Origin of the sequence: Bradyrhizobium sp. LTSP857, assembly GCF_000938285.1 — a bacterium.
Lineage (GTDB): Bacteria > Pseudomonadota > Alphaproteobacteria > Rhizobiales > Xanthobacteraceae > Bradyrhizobium.
Genome location: NZ_JYMS01000038.1, coordinates 152758 through 176647 on the forward strand (window position 1 = coordinate 152758; position 23890 = coordinate 176647).

The following is a 23890-nucleotide window of genomic DNA, read 5'->3' on the forward strand; positions in this document are numbered from 1 at the left end:
GTTCCGGACGGTCTTGGCCGCGCCGCGACCCTCGTTCTAAGCTCCTGACATGTCCCTGGATTCAGCGCCGGCCGCCCAAGAGCCGGATCTCACCCCCGCACACAGCCCACCACCCAGCCTGCCGGCGCTGTTCATGGCCTTTGCCAGGATGTCGCTGGCCGGTTTCGGCGGGGTCCTGGTGTTTGCCCGGCGGGCCATCGTCGAGCGGCACCGCTGGATGACGGCGGACGAGTTCAACGAGACCTTTGCGCTCTGCCATTTCCTGCCCGGGCCCAACATTGTCAATTTGTCGATGGTGTTCGGCTCGCGGCTGCGGGGGATCGCCGGCGGCATCGCGGCCTTTGCCGGATTGTTGCTGCCGCCGACGCTGATCATGACCGTGCTTGCGATCATCTACGCCCATTTCGGTGATGTGGACGTGCTGCGTCGCAGCCTCGCCGGCATCTCCTGCGCCGCGGTCGGCCTCTTGATCGCGGTGGTCTTCCGGATGATGACGCCGCTGTTGAAGCGGATGGACGCCGTTGGGCTGATCCTGATGCTCGCGGTGTTCACCGCCATCGGCGTGCTGCGCCTGCCGCTCCAGGTGGTGTTGCTGGTCGCGATTCCCCTCAGTGTCGGCGTCACCTTCATCCTGCGACGGAAAGTAGCAGCATGAGCAGCGAGAACCCGATCTGGGCGCTGATCGCCACCTTCGGTCTGATGTCGCTGTTCGCGGTCGGCGGCGCCTCGGCGGCGGTGCCCGAGATGCACCGCATCGCGGTCGACGTGCATCACTGGATGACCGACAAGCAGTTCGCGGATGCCTATGCGATCGCGCAGCTCTCGCCAGGTCCCAATGTCCTTATCGTCACGCTAATCGGCTATGCCGTCGCCGGCATCCCCGGCGCGCTGGCCGCAACGCTGGCGATGTGCCTGCCGACGGCGCTGCTTGCCTATTATGTCAGCCGGCTCCTGAACCGGCCGAGCCAATCGCGCTGGCCCGGCCTGATCCAGGCTGCACTGGTTCCGCTGTCGATCGGATTGATGGCGGCGAGTGCCCTGATCCTGGCCCAGTCGACCGATCGCACCATTGCTGCACTGCTTCTGACCACGACGGTTGCAGTGATCGCCTCTGTCTCGCGCATCAATCCGCTGTGGCTTCTGCTCGCAGGGGGCTTGTTGGGTTTTGCTGGCATTGTGTAATGAAAATCGCTAGGCAATGATCCGGGCGGGGGATCCTTTTCCAGCCGATTAGAACAACAGTGCTCGTGACTTACGGGTCGCGGAGGAGACATGCATGGCCGATACAATGGGCCACTCGGCGGCGGCGACGACCCGAAATACGTCGGTGGTGATCGCCTTCTGTCTGCTGGCCGTTGCGCCGCAGATTTTCGAATTCATCTGGTCGATCGGTACGATCTTCGGCTGGGGCGTCGGCCGCGGCCCGGCGACCGTCGTGATCGGCCATGCCACCGCGCTGGTCGCGGGAGCGCCCGGTGCATTGCTCGGAGCGCTCAGTGGTGACACCAAGAAGACGTCATCCGATGTACTGCTGGCGCTGATCTATTCCTATCCGCTGTTTGCGGTGGCGATCCTCACGATCTTCATGACGATCAGGTCGGCACAGGACTATGTTGGCGGCATCGTTCTGATGGCACTCGCCTTGTTCGCGCTGTGGGCCTCGAGCGATTTGCAGGGGATGCGCGGCTTCTCCTTTGGCGCAGGCACGGCGCCGCGGATGTTTGGCGGGCTCCTCGTCGCGCTTGGCGCCGGCATCGCATTGACGGGACTTTTGACCGATGGACCGGCGATGGCGCACTATGCCTGGCGCGGACCGCTCTTCGTGATGATCTCGATCGTCTTCTTCGCGCTGGCGATTCGTCCGCTTGGGGTCGTGGTTACGGCCTTCGCGAGCTTCCTGATCTCGGCGATGGGCACGCATGAGACGCGCTGGGTCGAAGCGATCATTGTCGGCGCCTGCCTGACGCTCGGCTGCGCGCTGCTCTTCCCTTACGTGCTCGGGCTGCCGATGCCGATGTTCCCGCGCTTCCTGGTTCAGTGAGGGTGTGATGTTCGATCTCTTCCACAATCTGGGCCTCGGTTTCGGCGTCGTATTTCAGATCTCCTGGTGGTCACCCTGGTGGCTCTACGGCCTGTCGCTCCCGATTTCGATCAATATTCTCATGTGCCTGATTGGCGCACTGGTCGGCACGCTTGTCGGCGTGCTGCCGGGCATCGGCACCGTCGCAACCGTGGCGATGCTCCTGCCGATCACGTTCGGATTGCCGCCGGTCGGCGCGCTGATCATGCTCGCCGGCATCTACTACGGCGCCCAGTACGGCGGCTCGACCACGTCGATCCTGGTCAATATTCCCGGTGAGGCGACATCGGTCGTCACCGCCATCGACGGCCATGCGATGGCGAAGCAGGGCCGCGCCGGACCGGCGCTGGCGATCGCGGCGATCGGCTCGTTCTTCGCCGGCTGCGTCGCGACCGTGCTCATCGCCGTGCTCGGTGCGCCGCTGACCAAGCTGGCGCTGGCGTTCGGTCCGGCTGAGTACTTCTCGCTGATGGTGCTCGGCCTGATCTTCGCCGTGGTGCTGGCGAAAGGCTCGGTGCTGAAGGCGATCGCGATGATCGTGTTCGGTCTATTGCTGTCGATGGTCGGCTCGGACATCGAGACCGGCGCCTCGCGCATGGCCTTCAACATTCCGGAACTCGCCGACGGTCTCGGCTTTGCGACGGTGGCCATGGGCGTGTTTGGCTTCGCCGAGATCATTCGCAATCTCGATGCCGGCGCCGAGATGAACCGCGATCTCGTGCAGCAGAAGATCACCGGCCTGATGCCGACCAGGAAAGACCTGATCGACTCCGCGCCTGCGATCCTGCGCGGCACTGTGCTTGGCTCGATCCTCGGCATCCTGCCGGGTGGCGGCGCTGTTATTGCGTCCTTTGCGTCCTATACGCTCGAGAAGAAGATCGCCAAGGACCCGTCGCGGTTCGGCCGCGGCGCGATCGAGGGCGTGGCGGCACCGGAAAGCGCCAACAACGCCGCGGCGCAAACGTCCTTCATCCCGTTGCTGACGCTCGGCATCCCGCCGAACGCCGTGATGGCGTTGATGGTTGGCGCGATGACCATTCATGGCATCGTGCCGGGTCCGCAGGTGATGCAAAAGCAGCCGGAGCTCGTCTGGGGCATGATCGCCTCGATGTGGATCGGCAATCTGATGCTGATCATCATCAATCTGCCGCTGGTCGGAATCTGGGTGCGGCTGTTGCGCGTGCCCTACCGGCTGATGTTCCCCTCGATCGTGATCTTCTGCGCGATCGGCATCTACTCGGTGAACAACGCACCGGTCGACGTCGTCCTTGCGGGCGTGTTCGGCCTGGTCGGTTACTGGCTGATCAAGCACGATTTCGAACCGGCACCGTTGCTGCTCGGCATGGTGCTCGGACCGTTGATGGAAGAGAACCTGCGCCGCGCACTTCTGATATCGCGCGGCGACTGGACCGTATTCCTGACGCGTCCGCTGTCGGCCGTGCTGCTGGCGATCGCGGCCTTCCTGCTGGTGCTCACGGTGTTGCCTTTCTTGCGGACCAAGCGCGACGAGGTGTTCACCGAATCCGAGAGCTGATCGCGCCGCGCCCTGCGTCGTCGCCGCGCGCCTGCGTCGGCGCGCCGCATTCGGAAGTCCAATCGACTTAAGCGACAGCTTCGTGAAATGAGAATGCCGGCCGTGAGGCCGGCATTTTTGTTTGTGTCGCAAGGGACCGACAAGGAGATCGAGATGACTTCTATTCGCGCGCTTGCCGCGGGCGCATGCGCTGCAGTGCTCGCATCGATGTGCGGCTTTGTCGCACCGGCTCAAGCGCAGACCTATCCGACGCGCAGCATCACCATGATCGTGCCGTTCGCGGCCGGCGGTCCGACCGACGTGATCTCGCGCATCGTCACGTCGCACATGGCGCAGACGTTCGGGCAAAGCATCATCATCGAGAACGTCGTCGGCGCCGGTGGGACCACCGCGACCACGCGCGCCGCGCGCGCGGCCAATGACGGCTATACGCTGATCACCGGGCATATGGGCACGCATGCCGCCTCCGTGCCGCTCTATCCGAAGCTCGCCTATCATCCCGAAAAGGACTTTGAGCCGGTCGCGCTGCTCGCAGGCACGCCGATCCTGATCCTGGCGCGCAAGGACTTTCCGCCAAAGGACCTCAAGGAGTTCGTCACTTACGTGAAGGCCAATTCCGAGAAGGTGAACGCGGCGCATGCCGGCATCGGCTCGGTTTCGCACGTGTCCTGCGAACTGCTGCACTCCATCCTCGACATCAAGCCGGTCGGCGTGCCCTTCAACGGCACCGGACCCGCGATGAACGCGCTGGTGGGGGGGCAGGTCGATTATATGTGCGACCAGATCGTCAACGCGGTGCCGCAGATCAATGCGGGCACCATCAAGGCCTATGCGATCGCAACGGCGGAGCGCAATCCGTCGCTGCCGAACGTGCCGACGACGGCGGAAGCGGGCCTGCCCGCATTCCAGGCCCAAGCCTGGAATGCGATGTTCGCGCCCAAGGGAACCTCGCCGGCGATCGTGGCGAGCCTGAACGCCGCCGCCACCAAGGCACTCGACGACGCAACCGTACGCAAGCGCCTGCTCGAACTCGGCAGCGTCATCCCCACCCCTGCGGAACGGACGCCGGAAGCACTCGCAGCCCTCGTGAAGAGCGAAATCGCGAAGTGGACCCCGGTGCTCAAGCCGGCAAGTTAATCAGTACAATCAAGCTGATAGGCGAGGGGCGGGACGCGACTTCCGCCCCTTGTCGTTTGCGCCGGGAATGACCAGTTTTCGGGGTATAATCTGTGCGAACCGGCGAATCGCCGCTGTCGCAGCGCGGGGCCGGCCGTTAAGTTCGCCGTCCTCCCAAAGGCCCATAGCCCCATGCACCAATACCAGGACCTGCTCGAGCGGATTCTTTCAGACGGCGCCGAGAAGACCGATCGGACCGGGACCGGCACGCTGTCGGTGTTCGGCCACCAGATGCGCTTCAATCTGTCCGCCGGCTTCCCGATGCTGACCACCAAGCGGCTGCCGCTGAAGGCGATCGTGCATGAGCTGCTCTGGTTCCTGAAGGGCGACACCAACATCAAATATCTGCGCGACAACGGCGTCACCATCTGGGACGAGTGGGCGGACGCCAATGGCGATCTCGGCCCGGTCTATGGCCATCAATGGCGCTCCTGGCCGGCACCGGACGGCCGCAGCATCGACCAGATCGCGAACGTGATCGACATGATCAAGCGCAATCCGGACTCGCGCCGCCTGATCGTCTCGGCCTGGAATCCGGCCGAGGTCGACAAGATGGCGCTGCCGCCGTGCCATTGCCTGTTCCAGTTCTACGTCGCGAACGGCAAGCTGTCGTGCCAGCTCTATCAGCGGTCGGCCGACGTGTTCCTCGGCGTGCCCTTCAACATCGCCTCCTACGCGCTGCTCACCCTGATGGTGGCGCAGGTCACGGGTCTGAAGCCCGGCGACTTCGTGCATTCGTTCGGCGACACCCATCTCTATTCCAACCATCTGGAGCAGGCGCGGCTTCAACTGACGCGCGCGCCGCGTGCGCTGCCGGTGATGCGGATCAATCCCGACGTGAAGGATATCTTCTCCTTCCGCTACGAGGATTTCGAACTCGTCGGCTACGACCCGCATCCGCACATCAAGGCGGCGGTCGCGGTCTAGCGCCGATGTCGCTCAACATCCGCCGCGCGCGCCCTGGCGAGGCCGGGCTTGTTCTTTCGTTTATCCGGGAGCTCGCCGAGTACGAAAAGCTCTCGCACGAGGTCGAGGCGACCGAGGCGATGATCGGTGACGCGCTGTTTGGCCCCGATCCGCGGCTTTATTGCGCACTCGTTGAGTGGAGCGGTGAGCCGGTCGGCTTTGCGGTCTGGTTTGCGAATTTCTCCACATTCAGCGGCCGCCACGGCATCTATCTCGAGGATCTGTATGTGCGGCCGTCGCATCGGGGCAAAGGCCTCGGCAAGGCGCTGCTGGTCTATCTCGCCAGGGAATGTGTCGAGAACGGCTGGTCGCGCCTGCAATGGTCGGTGCTCGACTGGAATGCGCCGTCGATTGCCTTCTACAAATCGCTCGGCGCGGTCATGATGGATGACTGGACACTGTGCCGCGTCACAGGGCCAGCGCTGACGCGTCTTGCGGGGAATGACATCTGATGGAGATCGTCTTCGTTGTCGCAGTTGCGGAGAACGGCGTCATCGGCGCCGGCGGCGCAATCCCATGGCGGTTGAAGTCCGACATGCAGCGCTTCAAGGCGCTCACCATCGGAAAGCCCGTGATCATGGGTCGCAAGACCTTTGAATCGCTGCGCCGGCCGCTGTCCAACCGCACCAACATCGTCATCACACGCGATGCAGATTATCGCGCCCATGGCGCTATCGTCACGACATCGGCAGCGGACGCAGGCGCGGTTGCGCGCGGCGACGCCCTGCGGCGTTCGGCCGCCGAGATCGCGGTCATCGGTGGCGCTGAAATCTACCGGCAGTGGCTCGATCGTGCAGATCGCCTCGAAATCACGGAAGTGCATGCGCGGCCTGACGGCGACACACATTTCGACATCGATAAGGCGCAGTGGGACGAAACGAGCCGCGTCCGCCACCCGGCCGGCCCCGACGACAGCGCCGACTACTCCTATGTGACATATCGTCGGCGGCCGTCCCATTAACTCCATTCGCCAATGTTTACATTGACTTTTCCGTGCCCGAGCATAGCTCGTGGGTCGGTCATGGCCGCGTTGTAAGGGACCTGCCGGTCCCCTATAAAGCCGGACCGGACAATGCGGGCTGGGTAAGTTTTAGTCCCGGTCTGCCGAGGAGAGTGTCGAATGCCGTGGAAGAATCAGGGCGGTGGCCCATGGGGCTCGGGTCCGAAAGGACCGTGGGGCTCAGGCCCGCAACCGGTCGGGCCGAGGCCGCCGGATCTGGAGGACCTTCTGCGGCGTGGCCAGGACCGGCTCCAGCAGATCATGCCGGGCGGCTATTTCTCCGGCATCGGCATCACGCTGATCCTGCTCATCATCATCGCGCTCTGGCTGTTGTCGGGCTTCTTCAGGGTGCAGTCCGAAGAACAGGGCGTCGTGCTGCGCTTTGGCAAGCACGTCCGCACCGTGGATCCGGGCCTGAACTATCATCTGCCCTATCCGATCGAGACCGTGCTGCTGCCGAAGGCGCTGCGCGTCTCCACCATTTCCATCGGCATGACGCTGATCGACGATCCGGCCCGCCGCGGTCGCTCCATCCGTGACGTGCCGGAAGAGAGCCTGATGCTGACCGGCGACGAGAACATCGTCGATGTCGACTTCACCGTGTTGTGGCGCATCAAGCCCAACGGTGTCGGCAACTTCCTGTTCAACATCCAGAACCCCGAGGGCACCGTGAAGGCGGTCGCCGAAAGCGCCATGCGCGAGGTGATCGGCCGCTCCAACATCCAGCCGATCCTGACCGGCGCGCGGACGCAGACTGAGGCCACCGTGCAGGATTTGATGCAGAAGACGCTCGACAGCTACGGCGCCGGCATCCAGATCGCCCAGGTGCAGATGCAGAAGGTCGATCCGCCTGCACAGGTGATCGATGCGTTCCGCGACGTGCAGGCGGCGCGCGCCAATCTTGAGCAGCTGCAAAACGAAGCGCAGACCTACGCCAACAAGATCGTGCCGGACGCGCGCGGTCGCGCTGCGCAGATCATTCAGGCCGCCGAAGGCTACAAGGAGCAGGCGGTCGCCGAGGCCAAGGGCCAGAGCTCGCGCTTCCTGAAGGTGTACGAGGAATACAAGAAGGCGCCCGACGTGACGCGTGAACGAATTTATCTGGAGACCATGGAGCGCGTGCTCGGTGGCTCCGAGAAGCTCATCTATGACGGAGGCTCCTCGGGCCAGGGCGTCGTGCCCTATCTCCCGCTCAATGAATTGACGCCCAAGAAGGCGCCGACCACCACCGGCCAGCAGTCGACTGGAGGCACCCGATGAGGTCTCCGGTTACAGGTATCGTCGCGCTGCTTGCGCTGCTGCTGGTGATGATCGTCGCCTACATGTCGTTGTTCACGGTGCAGCAGACCGAGCAGACTATCGTGCTGCAATTCGGTAAGCCGGTGGACGTCGTCACCGACCCGGGGCTGCACTTCAAGGCGCCGTGGAACTCCGTGATCAACGTCGACAAGCGGATCCTCGATCTCGAAAACCCGTCGCAGGAGGTCATTGCCTCCGACCAGAAGCGGCTCGTGGTCGATGCCTTTGCGCGCTATCGCATCAAGGACGCGCTGCGCTTCTATCAGAGCGTCGGCTCGATCCAGGCTGCGAACCTCCAGCTCACCTCGCTGCTGAACGCGGCGCTGCGCCGGGTGCTCGGCGAGGTCAACTTCATCACTGTGGTGCGTGATGAGCGCGAGAAGCTGATGGGGCGCATCCGCGAGCAGCTCGATCACGAGGCCGATGGTTACGGCATCGAGGTCGTCGACGTCCGGATCCGCCGCGCTGATCTGCCTGAGCAGAACAGCCAGGCGGTCTACCAGCGCATGCAGACCGAACGTCAGCGCGAAGCGGCCGAGTTCCGCGCGCAGGGCGGTCAGAAGGCGCAGGAGATCCGCTCCAAGGCCGATCGCGAGGCGACCGTGATCATTGCCGAAGCGAACTCCACCGCCGAGCAGACGCGCGGCGTGGGTGACGCCGAACGCAACCGGCTGTTCGCCGAGGCTTACGGCAAGGATGCTGACTTCTTTGCCTTCTACCGGTCGATGACGGCCTATGAGAACGGGCTGAAGGCGGGCGATACCCGCTTCCTGCTGCGGCCGGATTCGGATTTCTTCCGGTATTTCAGTAACCCGAGCGGCAAGACGGCGACCGAGACACCGGCGAAGCCGTAAGCTAGACGAAGGGCGGCGCTTCTGCCGCCCTATCGTCCAGACAGAACAGCATAACGGGAGGTTCCAATCCGATGAGGTCCATTGCGTTCGCCGACTTCCTCATCGGCTTAGGCATCCTGTTCGTGCTCGAAGGCTTGATGTTCGCGGCGAGTCCCGCCTGGATGCGCAAGGCCATGAAGAGCGCAATCGCCACGCCGGACAACGTCCTGCGCGCGGTTGGGATCGGTTCGGCCGTCGCCGGATTGATCCTGATCTGGGTGATGCGGCGGCCCATTTAGAGGGACGCGCCAACGCCAAAGTGAAGGCGCAGGGCAGGTTTTCGCCGTATTATCTGGCTCTTGAGGCCCGTTAAGCTCCGTGCTTGCGCCGTCCCCCGGTTCGAGCGCAGTCTTGGAGCCGAGTCCTTGGCATCGAATCCTTTTCTCTGGAGACCACAATGACCGCTGCCACAATTGCCCCGACCCGCTTGCGCCCAATCCGCTTGCGATTTGGGCTGGCTGCGCTCGCCGTCGGCGCTTTCAGCGCGTTCGGCTCGCCGGCTCAAGCGCGCGGACCGGAAGGCATCGCCGACGTCGCCGAGAAGGTGATCGACGCGGTCGTCAACATCTCGACGTCGCAGACCGTCGAAGCCAAGGGCGGCGGCGGCAGCAACACCATGCCGCAACTGCCGCCCGGCTCGCCTTTCGAGGAGTTCTTCGACGACTTCTTCAAGAACCGAAGGGGTCCCGGCGGCGGCGGCAAGGGCGGCGATAACGGCAGTGGCCCGCCGCGCAAAGCCAATTCGCTCGGAAGCGGCTTCATCATCGACACCTCCGGTGTCGTCGTGACCAACAACCATGTCATCGCGGATGCCGACGAGATCAACGTCATTCTCAATGACGGCAGCAAGATCAAGGCCGAGCTGGTCGGCGTCGACAAGAAGACCGACCTTGCCGTGCTGAAGTTCAAGCCGCCGAAGCCGCTGGTCTCGGTGAAGTTCGGCGACTCCGACAAGCTTCGCCTCGGCGACTGGGTGGTTGCGATCGGCAACCCGTTCAGCCTCGGTGGCACGGTGACGGCCGGCATCGTCTCGGCCAAGAACCGCGACATCTCCTCAGGTCCCTATGACAGCTACATCCAGACTGACGCTGCGATCAATCGCGGCAATTCCGGTGGCCCGCTGTTCAACCTTGATGGCGACGTCGTCGGCGTCAACACGTTGATCATCTCGCCCTCCGGCGGCTCGATCGGCATCGGCTTTGCGGTGCCGTCGAAGACCGTCGCGGGCGTGGTCGATCAGCTCCGCCAGTTCGGCGAATTGCGTCGCGGTTGGCTCGGCGTACGCATCCAGAGCGTCACTGATGAGATCGCCGAGAGCCTCAACATCAAGCCGCCGCGCGGCGCGCTGGTCGCGGGCGTCGACGACAAGGGCCCGGCCAAGCCCGCCGGCATCGAGCCCGGCGACGTCGTCGTCAAGTTCGACGGCAAGGACGTCAAGGATCCGAAGGATCTCTCCCGCGTCGTCGCCGACACGGCGGTCGGCAAGGAGGTCGACGTCATCGTCATCCGCAAGGGCCAGGAAGAGACCAAGAAGGTCACGCTCGGCCGCCTCCAGGATGCCGACAAGGTGCAGGCCGCGGTGAAGACCGACGAGCCCGCGCCCGAGAAGCCGGTGACGCAGAAGGCGCTCGGCCTCGATCTCGCAACGATCAGCAAGGATTTGCGCACGCGTTACAAGATCAAGGACACCGTCAGGGGCGTGGTCGTCACCAATGTCGAGGCCAATTCGGACGCCGCCGAGAAGCGGCTCTCCGCGGGCGACGTCATCGTCGAGGTGGCGCAGGAAGCCGTCTCCAGCGGTGCCGACATCCAGAAGCGGGTCGACCAGCTCAAGAAGGACGGCAAGAAGTCGGTGCTGCTGCTGGTCTCGAATGGTGACGGCGAGCTGCGCTTCGTGGCGTTGAGCGTGCAGTAGGAAGCGCTCTGAAACACATCCTCACTGTCATCACCCGCGAAAGCGGGTGATCCAGTATTCCAGAGACAGTGCGAGGATACGGAGACGCCGCGGCGTACTGGATGCCCCGCCTTCGCGGGGCATGACGGCGGAGAGGAGACTACGCCTCCACAAACTCCTCGCGTCGATACCCCTGCGCATACAGCAGCGCGGTGAGATCGCCGTGGTCGATCTTTGCGGCCGCCGCTGCGGCCACTGCCGGCTTCGCGTGATACGCCACACCGAACCCCGCCGCCTGGATCATCGCCAGATCATTGGCACCGTCGCCGACCACGACCGAGTCGATATCGTCGAGATCGAACGACTCCATCAAATCCACCAGCGTCGCCAGCTTGGCCGCGCGGCCCAAAATCGGCTCCTTCACCTCGCCGGTGAACTTGCCGTCGCGGACGACGAGTTCGTTGGCGCGGTTTTCCTGAAAGCCGATCTTTGCGGCGACCGCGCTCGTAAACAGCGTGAAGCCGCCGGAGACGAGGCAGGTATAGGCGCCGTGCGCGCGCATGGTCGCGACCAGCTCGCGGCCGCCCGGCGTCAGCGAGATGCGTTCGGCCAGCACCTTGTCGACCACGCCCACGGGGAGGTCCTTTAGGAGCGCGACGCGCTCGCGCAGCGCCGGCTCGAACTCGATCTCGCCGCGCATCGCGCGTTCGGTGATGCCGGCGACATGCGCCTTCAGTCCGGCAAAATCGGCAAGTTCATCGATGCATTCCTGGCCGATCATGGTGGAATCCATGTCGGCGAGAAAAAGCTTCTTGCGCCGGAAGCCGACAGGCTGCACGACGATGTCGATGGGCAGATCGCCACGAAGCTCGCGCAACCGCTGCTCGATGGCGTGACGGTCGCCTTCGAGGTTACTGTCGGCGCCGAAGGGAATGTCGACCGCAACCCCGTCGAACAGCCAGTGCGCAGGTAGCGCCTGGGGCAGCACGGCGCGGGCGCCGTCGACGATGGTGCTATCGAGCGCGGGATTATTGGGGTTGCAGATCAGCGTGGCGACGAGGGACATTTGAGGTTTTCGTGAGCGAGGGGCAAGTCGGCAGAAGGCATGTTGGCAAGGCCGTGCTTATCGCAGGCCCGACCGCCAGCGGCAAGTCGGCGCTGGCGCTCGAGCTTGCGCTCGCCACCGGCGGCGTCGTCATCAATGCGGATTCCATGCAAGTTTATCGGGATCTCCGCATCATCACGGCGCGCCCCACAGGGGCTGAGGAGGCGCGGGTGCCGCACCGCCTTTATGGCCATGTCGATGCAGCCGTGAATTTTTCGGCCGGGGCCTGGGTGAGCGACGCGGCGAAGGCGCTGGAAGAGGCGCAGACCGAAGGCCGCCTGCCGATTTTCATCGGCGGCACCGGGCTCTATTTCAAGGCTTTGACGGCTGGTCTCTCGGTGGTACCGCCGATCCCTGCCGAGCTGCGCGAGGACGTGCGCGCGCGGCTGGAGCGGAACGGCGTCGAGGCGCTGCACGCGGAACTCGCGGCTCGCGATCCGCGCGCCGCGGAACGATTGAACGTGCGTGATCGCACCCGCATCGCGCGCGCGCTCGAAGTGATTGAGGCGACCGGGCGCTCCCTTCTCGACTGGCACCACGAGGGTCAGCCCCCGCTGCTACCGAAGGACAGTTTTCGCGCAGTGTTTCTGGCACCCGAGCGCGAGGAGCTCTATGCCCGCATCGATGTTCGTTTCGACGCCATGCTGGGCGCCGGCGCGTTGAACGAAGTCGAGCGGCTCGGCGCCCGCAGCCTCGATCCGCTGCTGCCGGCGATGAAAGCTCATGGCGTCCCGGCGTTGATCCGCCACCTGCGCGGCGAGATCAGTCTCGATGAGGCCGCCACGATCGGCCGGGCCGATACCCGCCACTATGCCAAGCGCCAGTTCACCTGGTTTCGGCACCAGCTGCCCGAATTCGAATGGGTGAAGCCAGAGGAGGTGAGGGGTTGGCTCGCGGCGGCCGCGAACGCAGCGAGGGACGCCAGTTGACGCGCTTTTGTGCCTCAGTTCCCAATTTTACCTCTCGCCGAACCTCGGGAACACCGCTACACTGCCAAAATCGCGCGGGAACGGCCGCACTGCCTTGACATCCGGGCTTTGGTCGTTATGTTTCGCGCAACCTTTGGGAAGCCGAGCCACCGCAATGCGTAATATTATTACCAAACTCCTTATCGCCGTCGTACCCAGGCACACCGCCGGGGGTGGCTAACTGCCATCCACATGACAGGCGGTGTGCATGGGCCCTCTTCGGGGCCTTTTTTATTTCCCGAACCAGACACGAACGAAGCCGCTGACAACAGCGCATCCGGAGCAAGCCAATGAGCGACAAGAGCCACGATCCGAACCAGATGACCGGCGCCGCGATGATCGTCCGCGCGCTCATCGATCACGGCGTGACCGACATTTTCGGCTATCCCGGCGGCGCGGTGCTTCCGATCTATGACGAGATCTTCCAGCAGAGCGAGGTCCAGCACATCCTGGTCCGCCACGAGCAGGGCGCGGGCCACGCCGCCGAGGGCTATGCGCGCTCGACCGGCAAGCCGGGCGTCGCGCTGGTGACCTCCGGCCCCGGCGCCACCAACATGGTGACGCCGCTGACCGACGCGCTGATGGATTCGATCCCGCTGGTCTGCATCTCCGGCCAGGTGCCGACGCATCTGATCGGCAATGACGCGTTCCAGGAATGCGACACCGTCGGCATCACGCGTCCCTGCACGAAGCACAATTGGCTGGTGCGCGACGTCAACGATCTCGCAAAAGTGCTGCACGAGGCCTTCTACGTTGCGACCACGGGCCGGCCCGGCCCGGTGCTGGTCGACGTGCCGAAGGACGTGCAGTTTGCGACCGGCACCTATCATCCGCCGCGCAAGTCCGACGTGCACCGCTCCTATGCGCCGCGCGTGAAGGGTGATGCGACGCAGATCCGCAAGGCGGTGGCGCTGCTCGCAGGCGCCAAGCGTCCCGTGATCTACAGTGGCGGCGGTGTGATCAATTCCGGTCCCGAGGCGACCAAGCTGCTGCGCGAGCTGGTCGAGGTCACCGGCTTTCCGATCACCTCGACGCTGATGGGCCTGGGTGCCTATCCGGCGTCGGGCAAGAGCTGGCTCGGCATGCTCGGCATGCACGGCACCTACGAAGCCAACATGACCATGCATGATTGCGACGTCATGCTGTGCGTCGGCGCGCGCTTCGACGACCGCATCACCGGCCGTGTCGATGCGTTCTCGCCGGGCTCCAAGAAGATCCACATCGACATCGATCCGTCCTCGATCAACAAGAACATCCGCGTCGACGTGCCGATCATCGGCGATTGCGCCAACATCCTCGGCGACATCCTCCAGGTGTTCAAGGCGGAGGCGAAGAAGCCCGACGTCAAGGCGTGGTGGCAGCAGATCACGCAGTGGCGCGCCCGCAACTCGCTCTATTACAGGAAAAGCAACGACGTCATCCTGCCGCAGCACGCGATCCAGAGCCTGTTCGAGGCGACGCGCGGCAAGGATACCTACATCACGACCGAGGTCGGCCAGCACCAGATGTGGGCCGCGCAGTTCTTCGGCTTCGAGGAGCCGCATCGCTGGATGACGTCGGGTGGTCTCGGCACCATGGGCTACGGCCTGCCGGCTGCGGTCGGTGTGCAGGTGGCCCATCCCGACAGCCTCGTCATCGACATCGCGGGCGATGCCTCTGTGCAGATGACGATGCAGGAGATGTCGACGGCGGTTCAGTACGAGCTGCCCATCAAGATCTTCATCCTGAACAACCAGTACATGGGCATGGTGCGGCAGTGGCAGCAACTGCTCCACGGCAACCGGCTGTCGCATTCCTACTCGGAGGCGCTGCCGGATTTCGTCAAGCTTGCGGAAGCCTATGGCGGCGTCGGCCTCCAGGTGCACAAGCCTGCCGATCTCGATGGCGCCATCAAGGAGATGATCTCGGTCAAGCGTCCGGTGCTGTTCGACTGCCGCGTCGCCGCGCTGGAAAACTGCTTCCCGATGATCCCCTCCGGCAAGGCGCACAACGAGATGCTGTTGCCCGAGCAGGCCAACGACGAGGCGACTGCCAAGGCGTTCGCGGGCGGCAAGGCGCTGGTGTGAGGCCATGTTCGACCTGACGGAGCTCGAGCGCGCGCATGCGATCGTGGGGCAGGCGGTGCCGGTGACGCCGGCGCACGCCTGGCCTTTGCTCGCCCAGCGCCTCGGCACCCAGGTCGTGGTCAAGCACGAGAACCACACGCCGATTGGCGCCTTCAAGGTGCGCGGAGGGCTGGTCTATCTCGAACGGCTGAAGCGTGAGCGGCCGAACATTCCGGGCATTATCTCGGCAACGCGCGGCAATCACGGCCAGAGCCTTGCCTTTGCGGCGAGCCGCCACGGCGTGCCCGCGGTGATTTACATGCCGCGCGGCAACTCGGTCGAGAAGAACCGGGCGATGAAGACCTTTGGCGCCGAGCTCGTCGAGCATGGCGAGGACTTTCAGGCCGCGCGCGAGGAAGCCGCACGCCGCGCGCAGTTCGCCTGCCTCCATATGGTGCCGTCGTTCCACCCGGATCTGGTGCTGGGCGTGGCGACCTACGCGCTCGAGCTGTTCAGGGCCGCGCCCGATCTCGACATTCTCTATGTGCCGATCGGGCAGGGCTCCGGCATCTGCGGTTGCATCATGGCGCGCGATCTGCTCGGCCTGAAGACCGAGATCGTCGGCGTGCAGTCGACCGAGGCGCCGTCCTACGCGCTCTCGTTCGCGGCCGGGAAGATCGTGACCACCCAGACCAGCAACACGCTCGCCGACGGCATGGCGACGCGGATCCCCGATGAGGATGCGTTCGCGCTGATCCGCAAGGGCGCCTCGCGCATCGTGCAAGTGACCGACGCTGAGGTCGCTGCCGCGATCCGCGCCTATTGGACCGATACACATAATCTCGCCGAAGGCGCCGGTGCGGCCGCACTCGCCGCGGCGATTCAGGAAAAGGCAAAACTGTTGGGCAAGCGCGTCGGTCTGGTGCTGTCCGGTGGCAATATTGATTTCGATCTGTTCAAGCAATGGGTGGTCGCATGATCGCGCCGGCGCTTACCAATAACTCCGCCGTCATCGTCCGGCTTGACCGGACGATCCAGTACGCCGCGGCCGTCGTGGGAATCTCGGCGCTGGTGATTACTGGATGCCCCGCCTTCGCGGGGCATGACAAGAAAGAATAGAGGGGACGACAATGAACCAGCCCGCATCCGCCTATTTCATCGAGGAGCGTCACGATCCCAACGAGACGCACACGCTTTCGGTGCTCGTGCAGAACGAGCCCGGCGTGCTCGCACGCGTCATCGGCCTGTTCTCGGGCCGCGGCTACAACATCGAGAGCCTCACCGTCTCCGAGACCGAGAGCCAGAAACATCTCTCGCGCATCACCATCGTCACCACGGGCACGCCGATGGTGATCGAGCAGATCAAGCATCAGCTCGATCGCATGATCCCGGTCTATCGCGTCGTCGACATGACGCTGACCAAGCGCTCGATCGAGCGCGAGCTCGCAATGGTGAAGGTGCGCGGAGAGGGCGACCACCGCGTCGAAGCGCTGCGGCTTGCTGACGCCTTCCGCGCCCGTGTGATCGACGCGACCACCGAGAGCTTCGTGTTCGAGATCACAGGCAATACGGACAAGATCAACCAGTTTATCGACCTGATGCGTCCGCTTGGCCTTGTCGAGGTGTCGCGCACGGGCGTTGCCGCGATCGGCCGCGGGCCTGAGGGGATGTGAACCATGCTGGCGCGCGACTGGTACTATAACGAGCGGAATCGGATGGGCATCGGGCCCACGGTGGCGTCGATCTACGACTCCCACGACGATGCCGATCTACGTGCGCGCGCCGCGCTGAAAATGTTGGGCGTACAGCGGGGCTGGCGGATTGCGGACATCGGCTGCGGCAACGGCGTGCTGGCGACCGAAGCGTCGCTGATGGGCGCCGAGGTCGATGCCATCGACATCTCGCCGGCGATGCTGGCGCTTGCCGAGATCTATGCCCGCGACCGCAAGGCGCCCGTGCGCACGCAGTCCGCCGGCCTGCTCAGCTTCTCCTACCAGCCGGAATCCTATGACCTGATCGTCAGCGAGTTTACGCTGCACCATCTGCCGGATTTCTGGAAGGCGGTGGCGATGTCGCGGATCTATCGCGCGCTGAAGCCGGGCGCGACATTCTACCTGCGCGACATCGTTTACGCCTCGATGCCCGACGCCGTCGAGCGCGACGTCGAGCAATGGGCCGACTACCACATCAAGAACCACGATTTCTCGCACGAGAGCGTGGTGACGCATATGCGCGACGAATATTCCACCTTCGGTTGGGTGATGGAGCGGATGCTGACCGATGTCGGCTTCACGCTGGTTTCGGTCGACTATCACGCGCCGATGCACGGCACCTATCTGCTGCGGAAACCCAAAGCCGGCGAGCAAGGCTAGACAACAACAGGGCTGCACGACAAAGCAGAACCGGAAACAAAAATGAAGCCGGCCGATATCCTCATCGCCATCCTGGTGGCGATCATCTGGGGGCTTGCCTTCGTGGCGAGCCGGATCGCGCTCGACGAATTTTCGCCGGAGCTGATGACGGCGATGCGCTTCACGATTGCCGCGGTGCCATGCCTGTTCGTTCGCAAGCCGAAGATCGCCTGGTCGCTGCTGATCGCGATCAGCTTCACACTGTTCCTCGGCCAGTTCCTGAGCCAGGCTTACGGCATCGCCCATGGCGTGCCGGTGGGATTGACTTCCGTCGTCGTGCAGAGCCAGGCGCTGTTCACGATCGGCTTTGCCGCGCTCGCTTTCGGCGAGCGCCCGACGCCTGCGCAGACGCTGGGCGTCGTCATCGCGGCAGTCGGCCTGCTGATGATCTGCGGCACCGTCGGCTACGATTTCAGCGTCGGGGCCTTTGCGGTGCTGATGATCGCGCCGCTTAGCTTTGCGGTCGGCAACATCCTGCTGCGTGGTGCTCGCGGCGTGCCGATGTTCGATCTGTTCGCTTGGCTCTGCCTCGTCACCGCGTTGCCGCTGTTCGTGTTGACGCTGCTTGTGAACGGACCGGCGCCGACTGTGCAGTCGCTGATTCATATGTCGCTCACCGGCCTCGTCTGCCTGCTGGTGATCGGCGCCATCTCCACCAGCATCGCCTATTGGCTGTGGGGTCGGCTGCTGCGGGATTATCCCGCAGCCCAAGTGGTGCCGTTCGCACTGCTGGTGCCGTTCGTGGGTTCTGCCGCCTCCAGCATCGTGTTCGGCGAGCGGTTCGGCCCGCTGCGTCTCGCCGGCATGCTGACCGTGATCGGCGGCATTGCGGTGATGGTGCTGGTCAAGCGGCCGCATGCGCTGCCGAAGACTGCGTGAGGTGGATATGGCCTACTCGCTCTTCTATGCCTTCCTCGCCTTTATGGCGGTGATGTACTTCACCCCCGGGCCGAACAACATCATGCTGCTGGCCTCGGGTCTGACCTACGGCTTCCGCCGCACCGTCCCGCACATCGCCGGCATCGTCATCGGCTTCGCCTTCATGGTCGGCGCCATCGGCCTTGGGCTCGGAACGGTGTTCCTGGCCTATCCGATCCTCCAGAGCATTTTGAAATATGCCGGCGCCGCCTACCTGATTTACCTCGCCGCTGTGATCGCTTTCTCCGGCCCAACCAAGCCGGGCGCGGGGGATGGCCGCGGACCGATGACCTTCTGGGGCGCGGCCATGTTCCAATGGATCAACGCCAAGGGCTGGGTGATCGTGATCGGCACCATCACCGCTTATGCGGCGATTGCCCAGTTCCCCATCAACATCGCGATCCAGACCGTGATCAGCCTGCTCGTGGGCACGGTCTCGACCGTGCTCTGGGCCTTTTTCGGCACCGCACTGCGACCGGTCCTGACCTCCGAGCGGCTGGTCCGCGCCTTCAATATCCTGATGGCGATCCTGCTGCTGGCCTCGCTTTATCCTGTCTTCATGGATGCATGATGCCGCAGATTTCCATGCAGAAACGGGTTTCCCAGGGGGCTGAAAATGCTCTAGACAGCCCCCGAAATCCGCAAATCTCACCGTCCGAGACCTGACCCACGGCCGATTCTGGCCCAGACCCGAGGAAACGACTATGCGTGTTTATTACGATCGCGACGCCGACCTGAACCTGATCAAGGGCAAGAAGGTCGTCATCGTCGGCTACGGCAGCCAGGGCCACGCCCACGCGCTGAACCTGAAGGATTCCGGCGTCAAGGAAGTCGCGATCGCGCTCCGCAAGGGCTCGGCCTCGGCCAAGAAGGCGGAAGCCGCTGGCTTCAAGGTGATGGAAGTCGCCGAAGCCGCCAAATGGGCCGACCTCGTCATGATGCTGACCCCGGACGAGCTCCAGGGCGACATCTATCGCGAGCACCTGCACGACAACATGAAGAAGGGCGCAGCGCTCGTCTTCGCGCACGGCCTCAACGTCCATTTCAACCTGCTCGATCCCCGCGCCGACCTCGACGTGCTGATGATCGCGCCGAAGGGCCCCGGCCACACCGTGCGCTCCGAGTATCAGCGCGGCGGCGGCGTGCCCTGCCTGATCGCGATCTCCAAGGACGTCTCGGGCAACGCCCATGATCTCGGCCTGTCCTACGCCTCGGCCGTCGGCGGCGGCCGTGCCGGCATCATCGAGACCACCTTCAAGGAAGAGTGCGAGACCGACCTGTTCGGCGAGCAGGTTGTGCTCTGCGGCGGCCTGGTCGAGCTGATCAAGGGCGGCTACGAGACCCTGGTCGAAGCCGGCTACGCCCCGGAGATGGCCTATTTCGAGTGCCTGCACGAGGTGAAGCTGATCGTCGACCTGATCTATGAAGGCGGCATCGCCAACATGAACTACTCGATCTCCAACACCGCAGAGTATGGCGAATACGTCACCGGTCCGCGCATCGTCACCTCGGAAACCAAGGCCGAGATGAAGCGCGTTCTGAACGACATCCAGTCCGGCAAGTTCGCCCGCGACTGGATGCTCGAGAACAAGGTCAACCAGACCTCGTTCAAGGCGACCCGCGCCAAGCTCGCTGCACATCCGATCGAGGAAGTCGGCGCGAAGCTCCGCGACATGATGCCCTGGATCAAGAAGGGCGCGTTGGTCGACAAGTCGAAGAACTAAGTTTTGCGAGAGCGAAAAAGCAACGCTTCGCTCGCCAAACCAAATCTTAAATCTTCGCGATTATATCTGAGCGAGATCGCAAACAGCGATCTCGCTCTTTCCTTCTCGCGCGAAGCATTGCTGCTTCATTCAAATTCTTCGCGAGTTCATGTGCTCGCTGAGCAGCAAGAACTGACGCTTAAACCACATTCTTGGTCTCGCGTCGTTTTTCAGCAGTTCTCGCAAGACTCCGGGTACCAAAACGCCAGCGTCTTCAGAGTCGAAGACTCGTCTCTTCATCCACTCTCTCATCCCGTCATCAATCTCGCTGTGCGACGCTTGCGTGCGACTTCAACTTAAGAAGCGACACCTGCTACGCCTTCTTGCGCGCGCATTATTGCGCTTCGGCCGTACGCCGGGTCGGGCTTGAGGCCATCGCGATCATCCGCAATGCCATCACGGCGAGCAGTGGAACGAGGAACGCGGCATAGAGCGGCATCGCCGGCACGCGTTTGCCGAACGACACCATGAACTGGAACCAGAGATAATAGCCGCCCACAAGGTGCAGCGCGCGCCACGCGCGTGGTCCGAGCAGTGCGGCTGCGCGATCGAACGAGGTCGCGCTCATGGCGACGATGACGGCATAGCCGATGCCGCCGAAGATGTAGGACGCGGCCGAGGTCGCCTCTGCAAAGGCCGCCGGATCCATTTTGGCGAAAGCGACGATCGCAACCGCGTGGATGGCGTGGGAAGTGGCAAAGCTGAGGCCGAGATAACGCCGGTTGCGGCGCTGCCAGCGGGTCCAGGCATTGGGCCACAGCCGCGCCAGCGCAGCGGCGCTGAAGGCGAGACAGAACAGGAGCAGCGAGCTTCGTGCGGTGAAGCGGATCACCATGCGGACCCCCTCGACCTCGAACTGCCGCATCGAGGCGATCCACAGGCTGAGAGCGATCAGGCTCAGGGTGAAGGCGGCAAGCAGCCACCAGCCTTCGAACCAGCCTTGACGTTGCGACATGATGATTTCCTCCCCTATGTAATCGCCGATTACATTTCGTGGCGACTTGGCCGTCAATGGTGTAATCGCTGCTTACATTCACGTTCGGGTGATGCTAGGCTCGGCTGTTGCCGCGAATTCGCTGCAACCTCTCCCGCTTGCTTTGCGGGGGAGGTCGGCGCGAAGCGCCGGGTGGGGGCTTTCTCCACTTGGGGAATCTCGCTCGCGGCACGACCCCCACCCCCAACCCTCCCCCGCAAGCGGGAGAGGGAGCGCACCTCCTTCGTGGCTCTCAGAATGCCTAAGCTTGTCCGCCAAACTCCGAAGCCTCGCGCCCGTCGCCAAACATCCGAAGCCCGGCCCTATCACCACGGCGACCTCCGCCGCGTGTTGATCGATGCCGCGCTGCAACTGGCGGCCGAGGGCGCCGAGGTCTCGGTGCGCGAGGCCGCGCGCCGGGCCGCGGTGTCGCCGGGGGCACCGTTCCGGCACTTCCCCAATCGCGACGCGCTGATGGCGGCGGTGGCCGAGGAGGCGCAGCGGCGCTTTCGCCTCGAGATCGAGGCCGCGCTGGGCGAGGCGGCGGCGCCCGACCCGCTGGCTCGCTTCCGTGCCTTCGGCTTGGCTTATCTGCGCTGGGCGATGCGCAACCCCGCGCATTTCGAGATCATCTCCACCGGGCGCTATTTCACCCATGGCAGCTCGGCCGGGCTGACACGCGACAATGCCGAGCTGGTCGCGCTGACCGAGCGGATGCTGGCTGAGGCGGCGGAGCAGGGCCTGCTGTGGTCGGGCGATCTCAAGCGCATCCAGATCGCCGGCCGCGCCCTGGTCTACGGCTTTGCCCGGATGAATCTCGACGGCCATTTCCCGCGCTGGGGGGTGGAGGAGGGTGAGATCGAACGGATGGCGGAGGGGGTGATCGACCTGTTCATCGCGGGGATCGCCAAGCGCTAGCGTGCGTGGCATGCGGCCGTTCGCCGCCTGCTAACATTAAGCGAAGGTCGGACCACCACACGCGTTGCTTGTCCATGACCGTTCAATTACAGTTTTATGACACGGTGCAGGCTTTCCGGCTGCGCCGAAAGCTACAGGCCGGTTCACGGCTTGGCATCACCGCGCCGGACCAGAAGTTGCGTGTCGTCGATGGCGTCCGCGCCCAATCCAGGTCCTTCTGCCGCCACCGCCGTGCTGGCGAGCGTCGCCGCGCTCGGCGTCTGGCGACTGCTTGCAGTTGCCGCGCCGCATCTCGCAGCCCTTGCGCTGATGTACGAGACCGAGACCGATTTTGGCTCGCGGCTCTCTTTCGTGTTGGCCTGGGGCATCCTCAACTTCTTCTGGATCACGCTGCTGCGGCGGCCGGCGCTGTCGGGCGCGCTGTCGCTGACCATGGTCGTCGTGCTGATACTGCTGTCGCGGCTCAAGCACGACGTCGTGCAGATGACCGTCAACTTCATCGACCTGATGATGATCGACCGCGACACCGTCGCGTTCCTGTTCACGATCTTCCCGAACCTGCGCTGGTCGGTGATCGGGGCCGGCCTCGTCACGCTGCCGCTGATGTATGCGTTGTGGTGGCTCGATCCGTTCCGCATCCGCCGCCTGCCGGCGCTTGCCTCACTGCTCGCGTGTCTCGCCGCACTTGTGGGCTATTCGCTCTATCATCCGGACGAGGCCTGGCGCGGCTATTACGACGACGGCTATCTCTCAAAGTTCTTCCGCTCCGGCGTCAGCGCGGTCTCCGACTTCGCGCAATACGGCTTCATGGAGTCGGCCGCCTCGACCAACGAACGGCTCAACATGCCGCTGGTCGATGCCTGTCATCCCGCCGGCCGTCGGCCGAACATCATCATGGTCCATGATGAATCCAGCTTCGACATCCGCGCCGCTGCTGGCATCAAGGTGCCGCCGGGCTATGGCAGCCACTTCAAATCCTTTGATGGCAAGCAGCGCACGTTCCTGGCCGAGAGCAATGGCGGCCCTAGCTGGTTCACCGAATACAACGTGCTCGCAGGCCTCTCCTCGCGCTCATTCGGCCGTTTCGCCTATTTCGTGACGCGCATCGCATCGGGCCGCGTCGAGCGCGGCCTGCCGCTGGCGCTGCGCCGCTGCGGCTACGACACGATGTCGCTCTATCCTGCTTATGGCGGCTTCATGGGCGCACGCAGTTTCCAGATGACGACCGGCGTCGAGCGTTTCTTCGACTCGAAGGATCTCGGCGCGAAGGACGTCGAGCCGGACAGCTTCTTCTACGACAAGGCGCTCCGGCTGATGGGCGAGCGCACGCCGAACAAGCCGCTGTTCACCTTCATCTATCTCGGCGCCAATCATTTCCCCTGGGAGACGCGCTTTCGCCCCGACCTGGTGCCGAATTGGAAGGCGCCGGGCAACGCGCCGTCCATCGACGAATATCTCCGCCGGCAAGCGATGAGCGCCGAGCAATTTAAGACCTTCATCGCCGGGCTGAAGAAGACGTTCCCCGGCGAGCCCTTCCTGATCGTGCGCTATGGCGACCACCAGCCGGAATTCGCGCCGCAGATTCTCGAGCCCGGGCTCGACGAAGGCGCCATCGGCAAGAAGCTCGACGACTACGATCCGCGCCTCTACGCGACCTATTACGCGATCGACGCCGTCAATTTCGAGCCGGTGAAGAGCGATGCCGTGATGGACACGATCGACGGTCCTTATCTGCCGCTGGTGATCCAGGAAGCCGCGGGCATTCCGCTCGACCCGTCCTTCGCCGAGCAGAAGCAGATCATGCTCCGCTGCAAGGGCCTATTCTACGCCTGCAAGGACGGCGCCGAAGCGCGGCGGCTGAATCGGCTGCTGATCAATGCAGGGATGATCCACGGGCTTTAGTCTTCATCGCCGTCATCCTGAGGTGCCGGAGCGTAGCGGAGGCCT

25 protein-coding genes are annotated in these 23890 nt (G+C 63.9%); 23 read left to right on the top strand and 2 right to left on the bottom strand.

Features of this window, described 5'->3' with window-relative positions; all coding sequences use genetic code 11:
- The first annotated feature begins 49 nt into the window (after positions 1-49).
- From UP06_RS24470 to UP06_RS24525, 12 genes are all read left to right on the top strand, one after another.
- Entirely contained in the window at positions 50-655 is a 606-nt protein-coding gene (locus tag UP06_RS24470; protein WP_045006206.1) for a chromate transporter, read from the top strand.
- Positions 652-1182: a chromate transporter gene (locus tag UP06_RS24475; RefSeq protein ID WP_045006207.1), complete on the top strand. Its 531-nt coding sequence runs from the start codon at positions 652-654 to the stop codon at positions 1180-1182. The genes UP06_RS24470 and UP06_RS24475 overlap by 4 nt, the downstream gene beginning before the upstream one ends.
- A gap of 94 nt (positions 1183-1276) precedes the next feature.
- Positions 1277-2041, top strand: coding sequence for a tripartite tricarboxylate transporter TctB family protein (locus UP06_RS24480; protein WP_045006208.1), 765 nt, complete (start codon positions 1277-1279; stop codon positions 2039-2041).
- Positions 2042-2048: 7 nt separating this feature from the next.
- Positions 2049-3614, top strand: coding sequence for a tripartite tricarboxylate transporter permease (locus UP06_RS24485; RefSeq protein ID WP_045006209.1), 1566 nt, complete (start codon positions 2049-2051; stop codon positions 3612-3614).
- A gap of 153 nt (positions 3615-3767) precedes the next feature.
- The gene (locus UP06_RS24490) at positions 3768-4751 is read left to right on the top strand and encodes a tripartite tricarboxylate transporter substrate binding protein BugD (protein ID WP_045006294.1); all 984 of its coding nucleotides are present in this window, start codon (positions 3768-3770) and stop codon (positions 4749-4751) included.
- A 171-nt stretch (positions 4752-4922) separates the two neighbouring features.
- The gene (locus UP06_RS24495; RefSeq protein WP_045006210.1) at positions 4923-5717 is read left to right on the top strand and encodes a thymidylate synthase; all 795 of its coding nucleotides are present in this window, start codon (positions 4923-4925) and stop codon (positions 5715-5717) included.
- A 5-nt stretch (positions 5718-5722) separates the two neighbouring features.
- Positions 5723-6208, top strand: coding sequence for a GNAT family N-acetyltransferase (locus UP06_RS24500; RefSeq protein WP_045006211.1), 486 nt, complete (start codon positions 5723-5725; stop codon positions 6206-6208).
- Positions 6208-6717, top strand: coding sequence for a dihydrofolate reductase (locus tag UP06_RS24505; RefSeq protein ID WP_045006212.1), 510 nt, complete (start codon positions 6208-6210; stop codon positions 6715-6717). Before UP06_RS24500 ends, UP06_RS24505 begins: the two co-directional genes overlap by 1 nt.
- A 159-nt stretch (positions 6718-6876) precedes the next feature.
- Positions 6877-8016, top strand: a complete 1140-nt coding sequence (gene hflK / locus UP06_RS24510) for an FtsH protease activity modulator HflK (protein ID WP_045006213.1) — start codon at positions 6877-6879, stop codon at positions 8014-8016.
- On the top strand, positions 8013-8909 hold the full coding sequence (hflC, locus tag UP06_RS24515) for a protease modulator HflC (protein WP_045006214.1): 897 nt from the start codon (positions 8013-8015) through the stop codon (positions 8907-8909). The genes hflK and hflC overlap by 4 nt, the downstream gene beginning before the upstream one ends.
- Positions 8910-8980: 71 nt before the next feature.
- Positions 8981-9187, top strand: a complete 207-nt coding sequence (locus tag UP06_RS24520) for a DUF2065 domain-containing protein (protein WP_045006215.1) — start codon at positions 8981-8983, stop codon at positions 9185-9187.
- Between the two features lie 158 nt (positions 9188-9345).
- On the top strand, positions 9346-10863 hold the full coding sequence (locus UP06_RS24525) for a Do family serine endopeptidase (protein WP_045006216.1): 1518 nt from the start codon (positions 9346-9348) through the stop codon (positions 10861-10863).
- 139 nt (positions 10864-11002) lie between these two features.
- Here UP06_RS24525 and serB read toward each other — a convergent pair whose 3' ends face one another.
- Positions 11003-11908, bottom strand: a complete 906-nt coding sequence (serB, locus tag UP06_RS24530) for a phosphoserine phosphatase SerB (RefSeq protein WP_045006217.1) — start codon at positions 11906-11908, stop codon at positions 11003-11005.
- Between the two features lie 11 nt (positions 11909-11919).
- Between serB and miaA the strand changes: the two genes are divergently transcribed.
- The 9 genes from miaA to ilvC all read left to right on the top strand — a co-directional run bounded on the left by miaA (position 11920) and on the right by ilvC (position 20013).
- Positions 11920-12876 (top strand): tRNA (adenosine(37)-N6)-dimethylallyltransferase MiaA, encoded by a 957-nt coding sequence (miaA, locus tag UP06_RS24535; protein WP_045006218.1) that lies wholly within the window; start codon positions 11920-11922, stop codon positions 12874-12876.
- A gap of 329 nt (positions 12877-13205) precedes the next feature.
- The gene (locus tag UP06_RS24540; protein ID WP_045006219.1) at positions 13206-14981 is read left to right on the top strand and encodes an acetolactate synthase 3 large subunit; all 1776 of its coding nucleotides are present in this window, start codon (positions 13206-13208) and stop codon (positions 14979-14981) included.
- A 4-nt stretch (positions 14982-14985) separates the two neighbouring features.
- Positions 14986-15939 (top strand): threonine dehydratase, encoded by a 954-nt coding sequence (locus UP06_RS24545; RefSeq protein ID WP_045006220.1) that lies wholly within the window; start codon positions 14986-14988, stop codon positions 15937-15939.
- Complete coding sequence (locus UP06_RS41020; protein WP_156163193.1) at positions 15936-16079, top strand: hypothetical protein; 144 nt, start codon at positions 15936-15938, stop codon at positions 16077-16079. Before UP06_RS24545 ends, UP06_RS41020 begins: the two co-directional genes overlap by 4 nt.
- Before the next feature lie 11 nt (positions 16080-16090).
- Complete coding sequence (gene ilvN, locus UP06_RS24550; RefSeq protein WP_045006221.1) at positions 16091-16633, top strand: acetolactate synthase small subunit; 543 nt, start codon at positions 16091-16093, stop codon at positions 16631-16633.
- A gap of 3 nt (positions 16634-16636) precedes the next feature.
- Positions 16637-17332: a class I SAM-dependent methyltransferase gene (locus UP06_RS24555; RefSeq protein WP_045006222.1), complete on the top strand. Its 696-nt coding sequence runs from the start codon at positions 16637-16639 to the stop codon at positions 17330-17332.
- Positions 17333-17374: 42 nt separating this feature from the next.
- Positions 17375-18250: an EamA family transporter gene (locus UP06_RS24560; RefSeq protein ID WP_045006223.1), complete on the top strand. Its 876-nt coding sequence runs from the start codon at positions 17375-17377 to the stop codon at positions 18248-18250.
- A 7-nt stretch (positions 18251-18257) separates the two neighbouring features.
- Positions 18258-18860 carry a LysE family translocator gene (locus UP06_RS24565; RefSeq protein ID WP_045006224.1) on the top strand — a complete coding sequence of 201 codons (603 nt, stop codon included), beginning with the start codon at positions 18258-18260 and terminating at the stop codon, positions 18858-18860.
- A gap of 133 nt (positions 18861-18993) precedes the next feature.
- Positions 18994-20013 carry a ketol-acid reductoisomerase gene (gene ilvC / locus UP06_RS24570; protein WP_045006225.1) on the top strand — a complete coding sequence of 340 codons (1020 nt, stop codon included), beginning with the start codon at positions 18994-18996 and terminating at the stop codon, positions 20011-20013.
- Positions 20014-20386: 373 nt separating this feature from the next.
- On the opposite strand, the gene UP06_RS24575 is transcribed toward ilvC, so the two are convergent.
- Positions 20387-21007: a hypothetical protein gene (locus tag UP06_RS24575; protein WP_045006226.1), complete on the bottom strand. Its 621-nt coding sequence runs from the start codon at positions 21005-21007 to the stop codon at positions 20387-20389.
- A gap of 366 nt (positions 21008-21373) precedes the next feature.
- Between UP06_RS24575 and UP06_RS24580 the strand changes: the two genes are divergently transcribed.
- Both UP06_RS24580 and UP06_RS24585 read left to right on the top strand, forming a co-directional pair.
- On the top strand, positions 21374-21943 hold the full coding sequence (locus UP06_RS24580) for a TetR/AcrR family transcriptional regulator (protein ID WP_245305532.1): 570 nt from the start codon (positions 21374-21376) through the stop codon (positions 21941-21943).
- Positions 21944-22132: 189 nt separating this feature from the next.
- On the top strand, positions 22133-23845 hold the full coding sequence (locus tag UP06_RS24585) for an LTA synthase family protein (protein WP_045006228.1): 1713 nt from the start codon (positions 22133-22135) through the stop codon (positions 23843-23845).
- Positions 23846-23890 lie beyond the last annotated feature (45 nt).

Coding starts and splice junctions, on each gene's coding strand:
- UP06_RS24575 (WP_045006226.1), bottom strand. CDS start 21,007: ATGTCGCAACGTCAAGGCTGGTTCGAAGGCTGGTGGCTGCTTGCCGCC.
- UP06_RS24585 (WP_045006228.1), top strand. CDS start 22,133: ATGGCGTCCGCGCCCAATCCAGGTCCTTCTGCCGCCACCGCCGTGCTG.
- ilvC (WP_045006225.1), top strand. CDS start 18,994: ATGCGTGTTTATTACGATCGCGACGCCGACCTGAACCTGATCAAGGGC.
- UP06_RS24520 (WP_045006215.1), top strand. CDS start 8,981: ATGAGGTCCATTGCGTTCGCCGACTTCCTCATCGGCTTAGGCATCCTG.
- UP06_RS24555 (WP_045006222.1), top strand. CDS start 16,637: ATGCTGGCGCGCGACTGGTACTATAACGAGCGGAATCGGATGGGCATC.
- UP06_RS41020 (WP_156163193.1), top strand. CDS start 15,936: ATGATCGCGCCGGCGCTTACCAATAACTCCGCCGTCATCGTCCGGCTT.
- UP06_RS24475 (WP_045006207.1), top strand. CDS start 652: ATGAGCAGCGAGAACCCGATCTGGGCGCTGATCGCCACCTTCGGTCTG.
- UP06_RS24545 (WP_045006220.1), top strand. CDS start 14,986: ATGTTCGACCTGACGGAGCTCGAGCGCGCGCATGCGATCGTGGGGCAG.
- serB (WP_045006217.1), bottom strand. CDS start 11,908: ATGTCCCTCGTCGCCACGCTGATCTGCAACCCCAATAATCCCGCGCTC.
- UP06_RS24470 (WP_045006206.1), top strand. CDS start 50: ATGTCCCTGGATTCAGCGCCGGCCGCCCAAGAGCCGGATCTCACCCCC.
- UP06_RS24490 (WP_045006294.1), top strand. CDS start 3,768: ATGACTTCTATTCGCGCGCTTGCCGCGGGCGCATGCGCTGCAGTGCTC.
- UP06_RS24560 (WP_045006223.1), top strand. CDS start 17,375: ATGAAGCCGGCCGATATCCTCATCGCCATCCTGGTGGCGATCATCTGG.
- UP06_RS24500 (WP_045006211.1), top strand. CDS start 5,723: ATGTCGCTCAACATCCGCCGCGCGCGCCCTGGCGAGGCCGGGCTTGTT.
- UP06_RS24505 (WP_045006212.1), top strand. CDS start 6,208: ATGGAGATCGTCTTCGTTGTCGCAGTTGCGGAGAACGGCGTCATCGGC.
- UP06_RS24485 (WP_045006209.1), top strand. CDS start 2,049: ATGTTCGATCTCTTCCACAATCTGGGCCTCGGTTTCGGCGTCGTATTT.
- ilvN (WP_045006221.1), top strand. CDS start 16,091: ATGAACCAGCCCGCATCCGCCTATTTCATCGAGGAGCGTCACGATCCC.
- UP06_RS24540 (WP_045006219.1), top strand. CDS start 13,206: ATGAGCGACAAGAGCCACGATCCGAACCAGATGACCGGCGCCGCGATG.
- hflK (WP_045006213.1), top strand. CDS start 6,877: ATGCCGTGGAAGAATCAGGGCGGTGGCCCATGGGGCTCGGGTCCGAAA.
- UP06_RS24495 (WP_045006210.1), top strand. CDS start 4,923: ATGCACCAATACCAGGACCTGCTCGAGCGGATTCTTTCAGACGGCGCC.
- UP06_RS24480 (WP_045006208.1), top strand. CDS start 1,277: ATGGCCGATACAATGGGCCACTCGGCGGCGGCGACGACCCGAAATACG.
- UP06_RS24525 (WP_045006216.1), top strand. CDS start 9,346: ATGACCGCTGCCACAATTGCCCCGACCCGCTTGCGCCCAATCCGCTTG.
- hflC (WP_045006214.1), top strand. CDS start 8,013: ATGAGGTCTCCGGTTACAGGTATCGTCGCGCTGCTTGCGCTGCTGCTG.
- UP06_RS24565 (WP_045006224.1), top strand. CDS start 18,258: ATGGCCTACTCGCTCTTCTATGCCTTCCTCGCCTTTATGGCGGTGATG.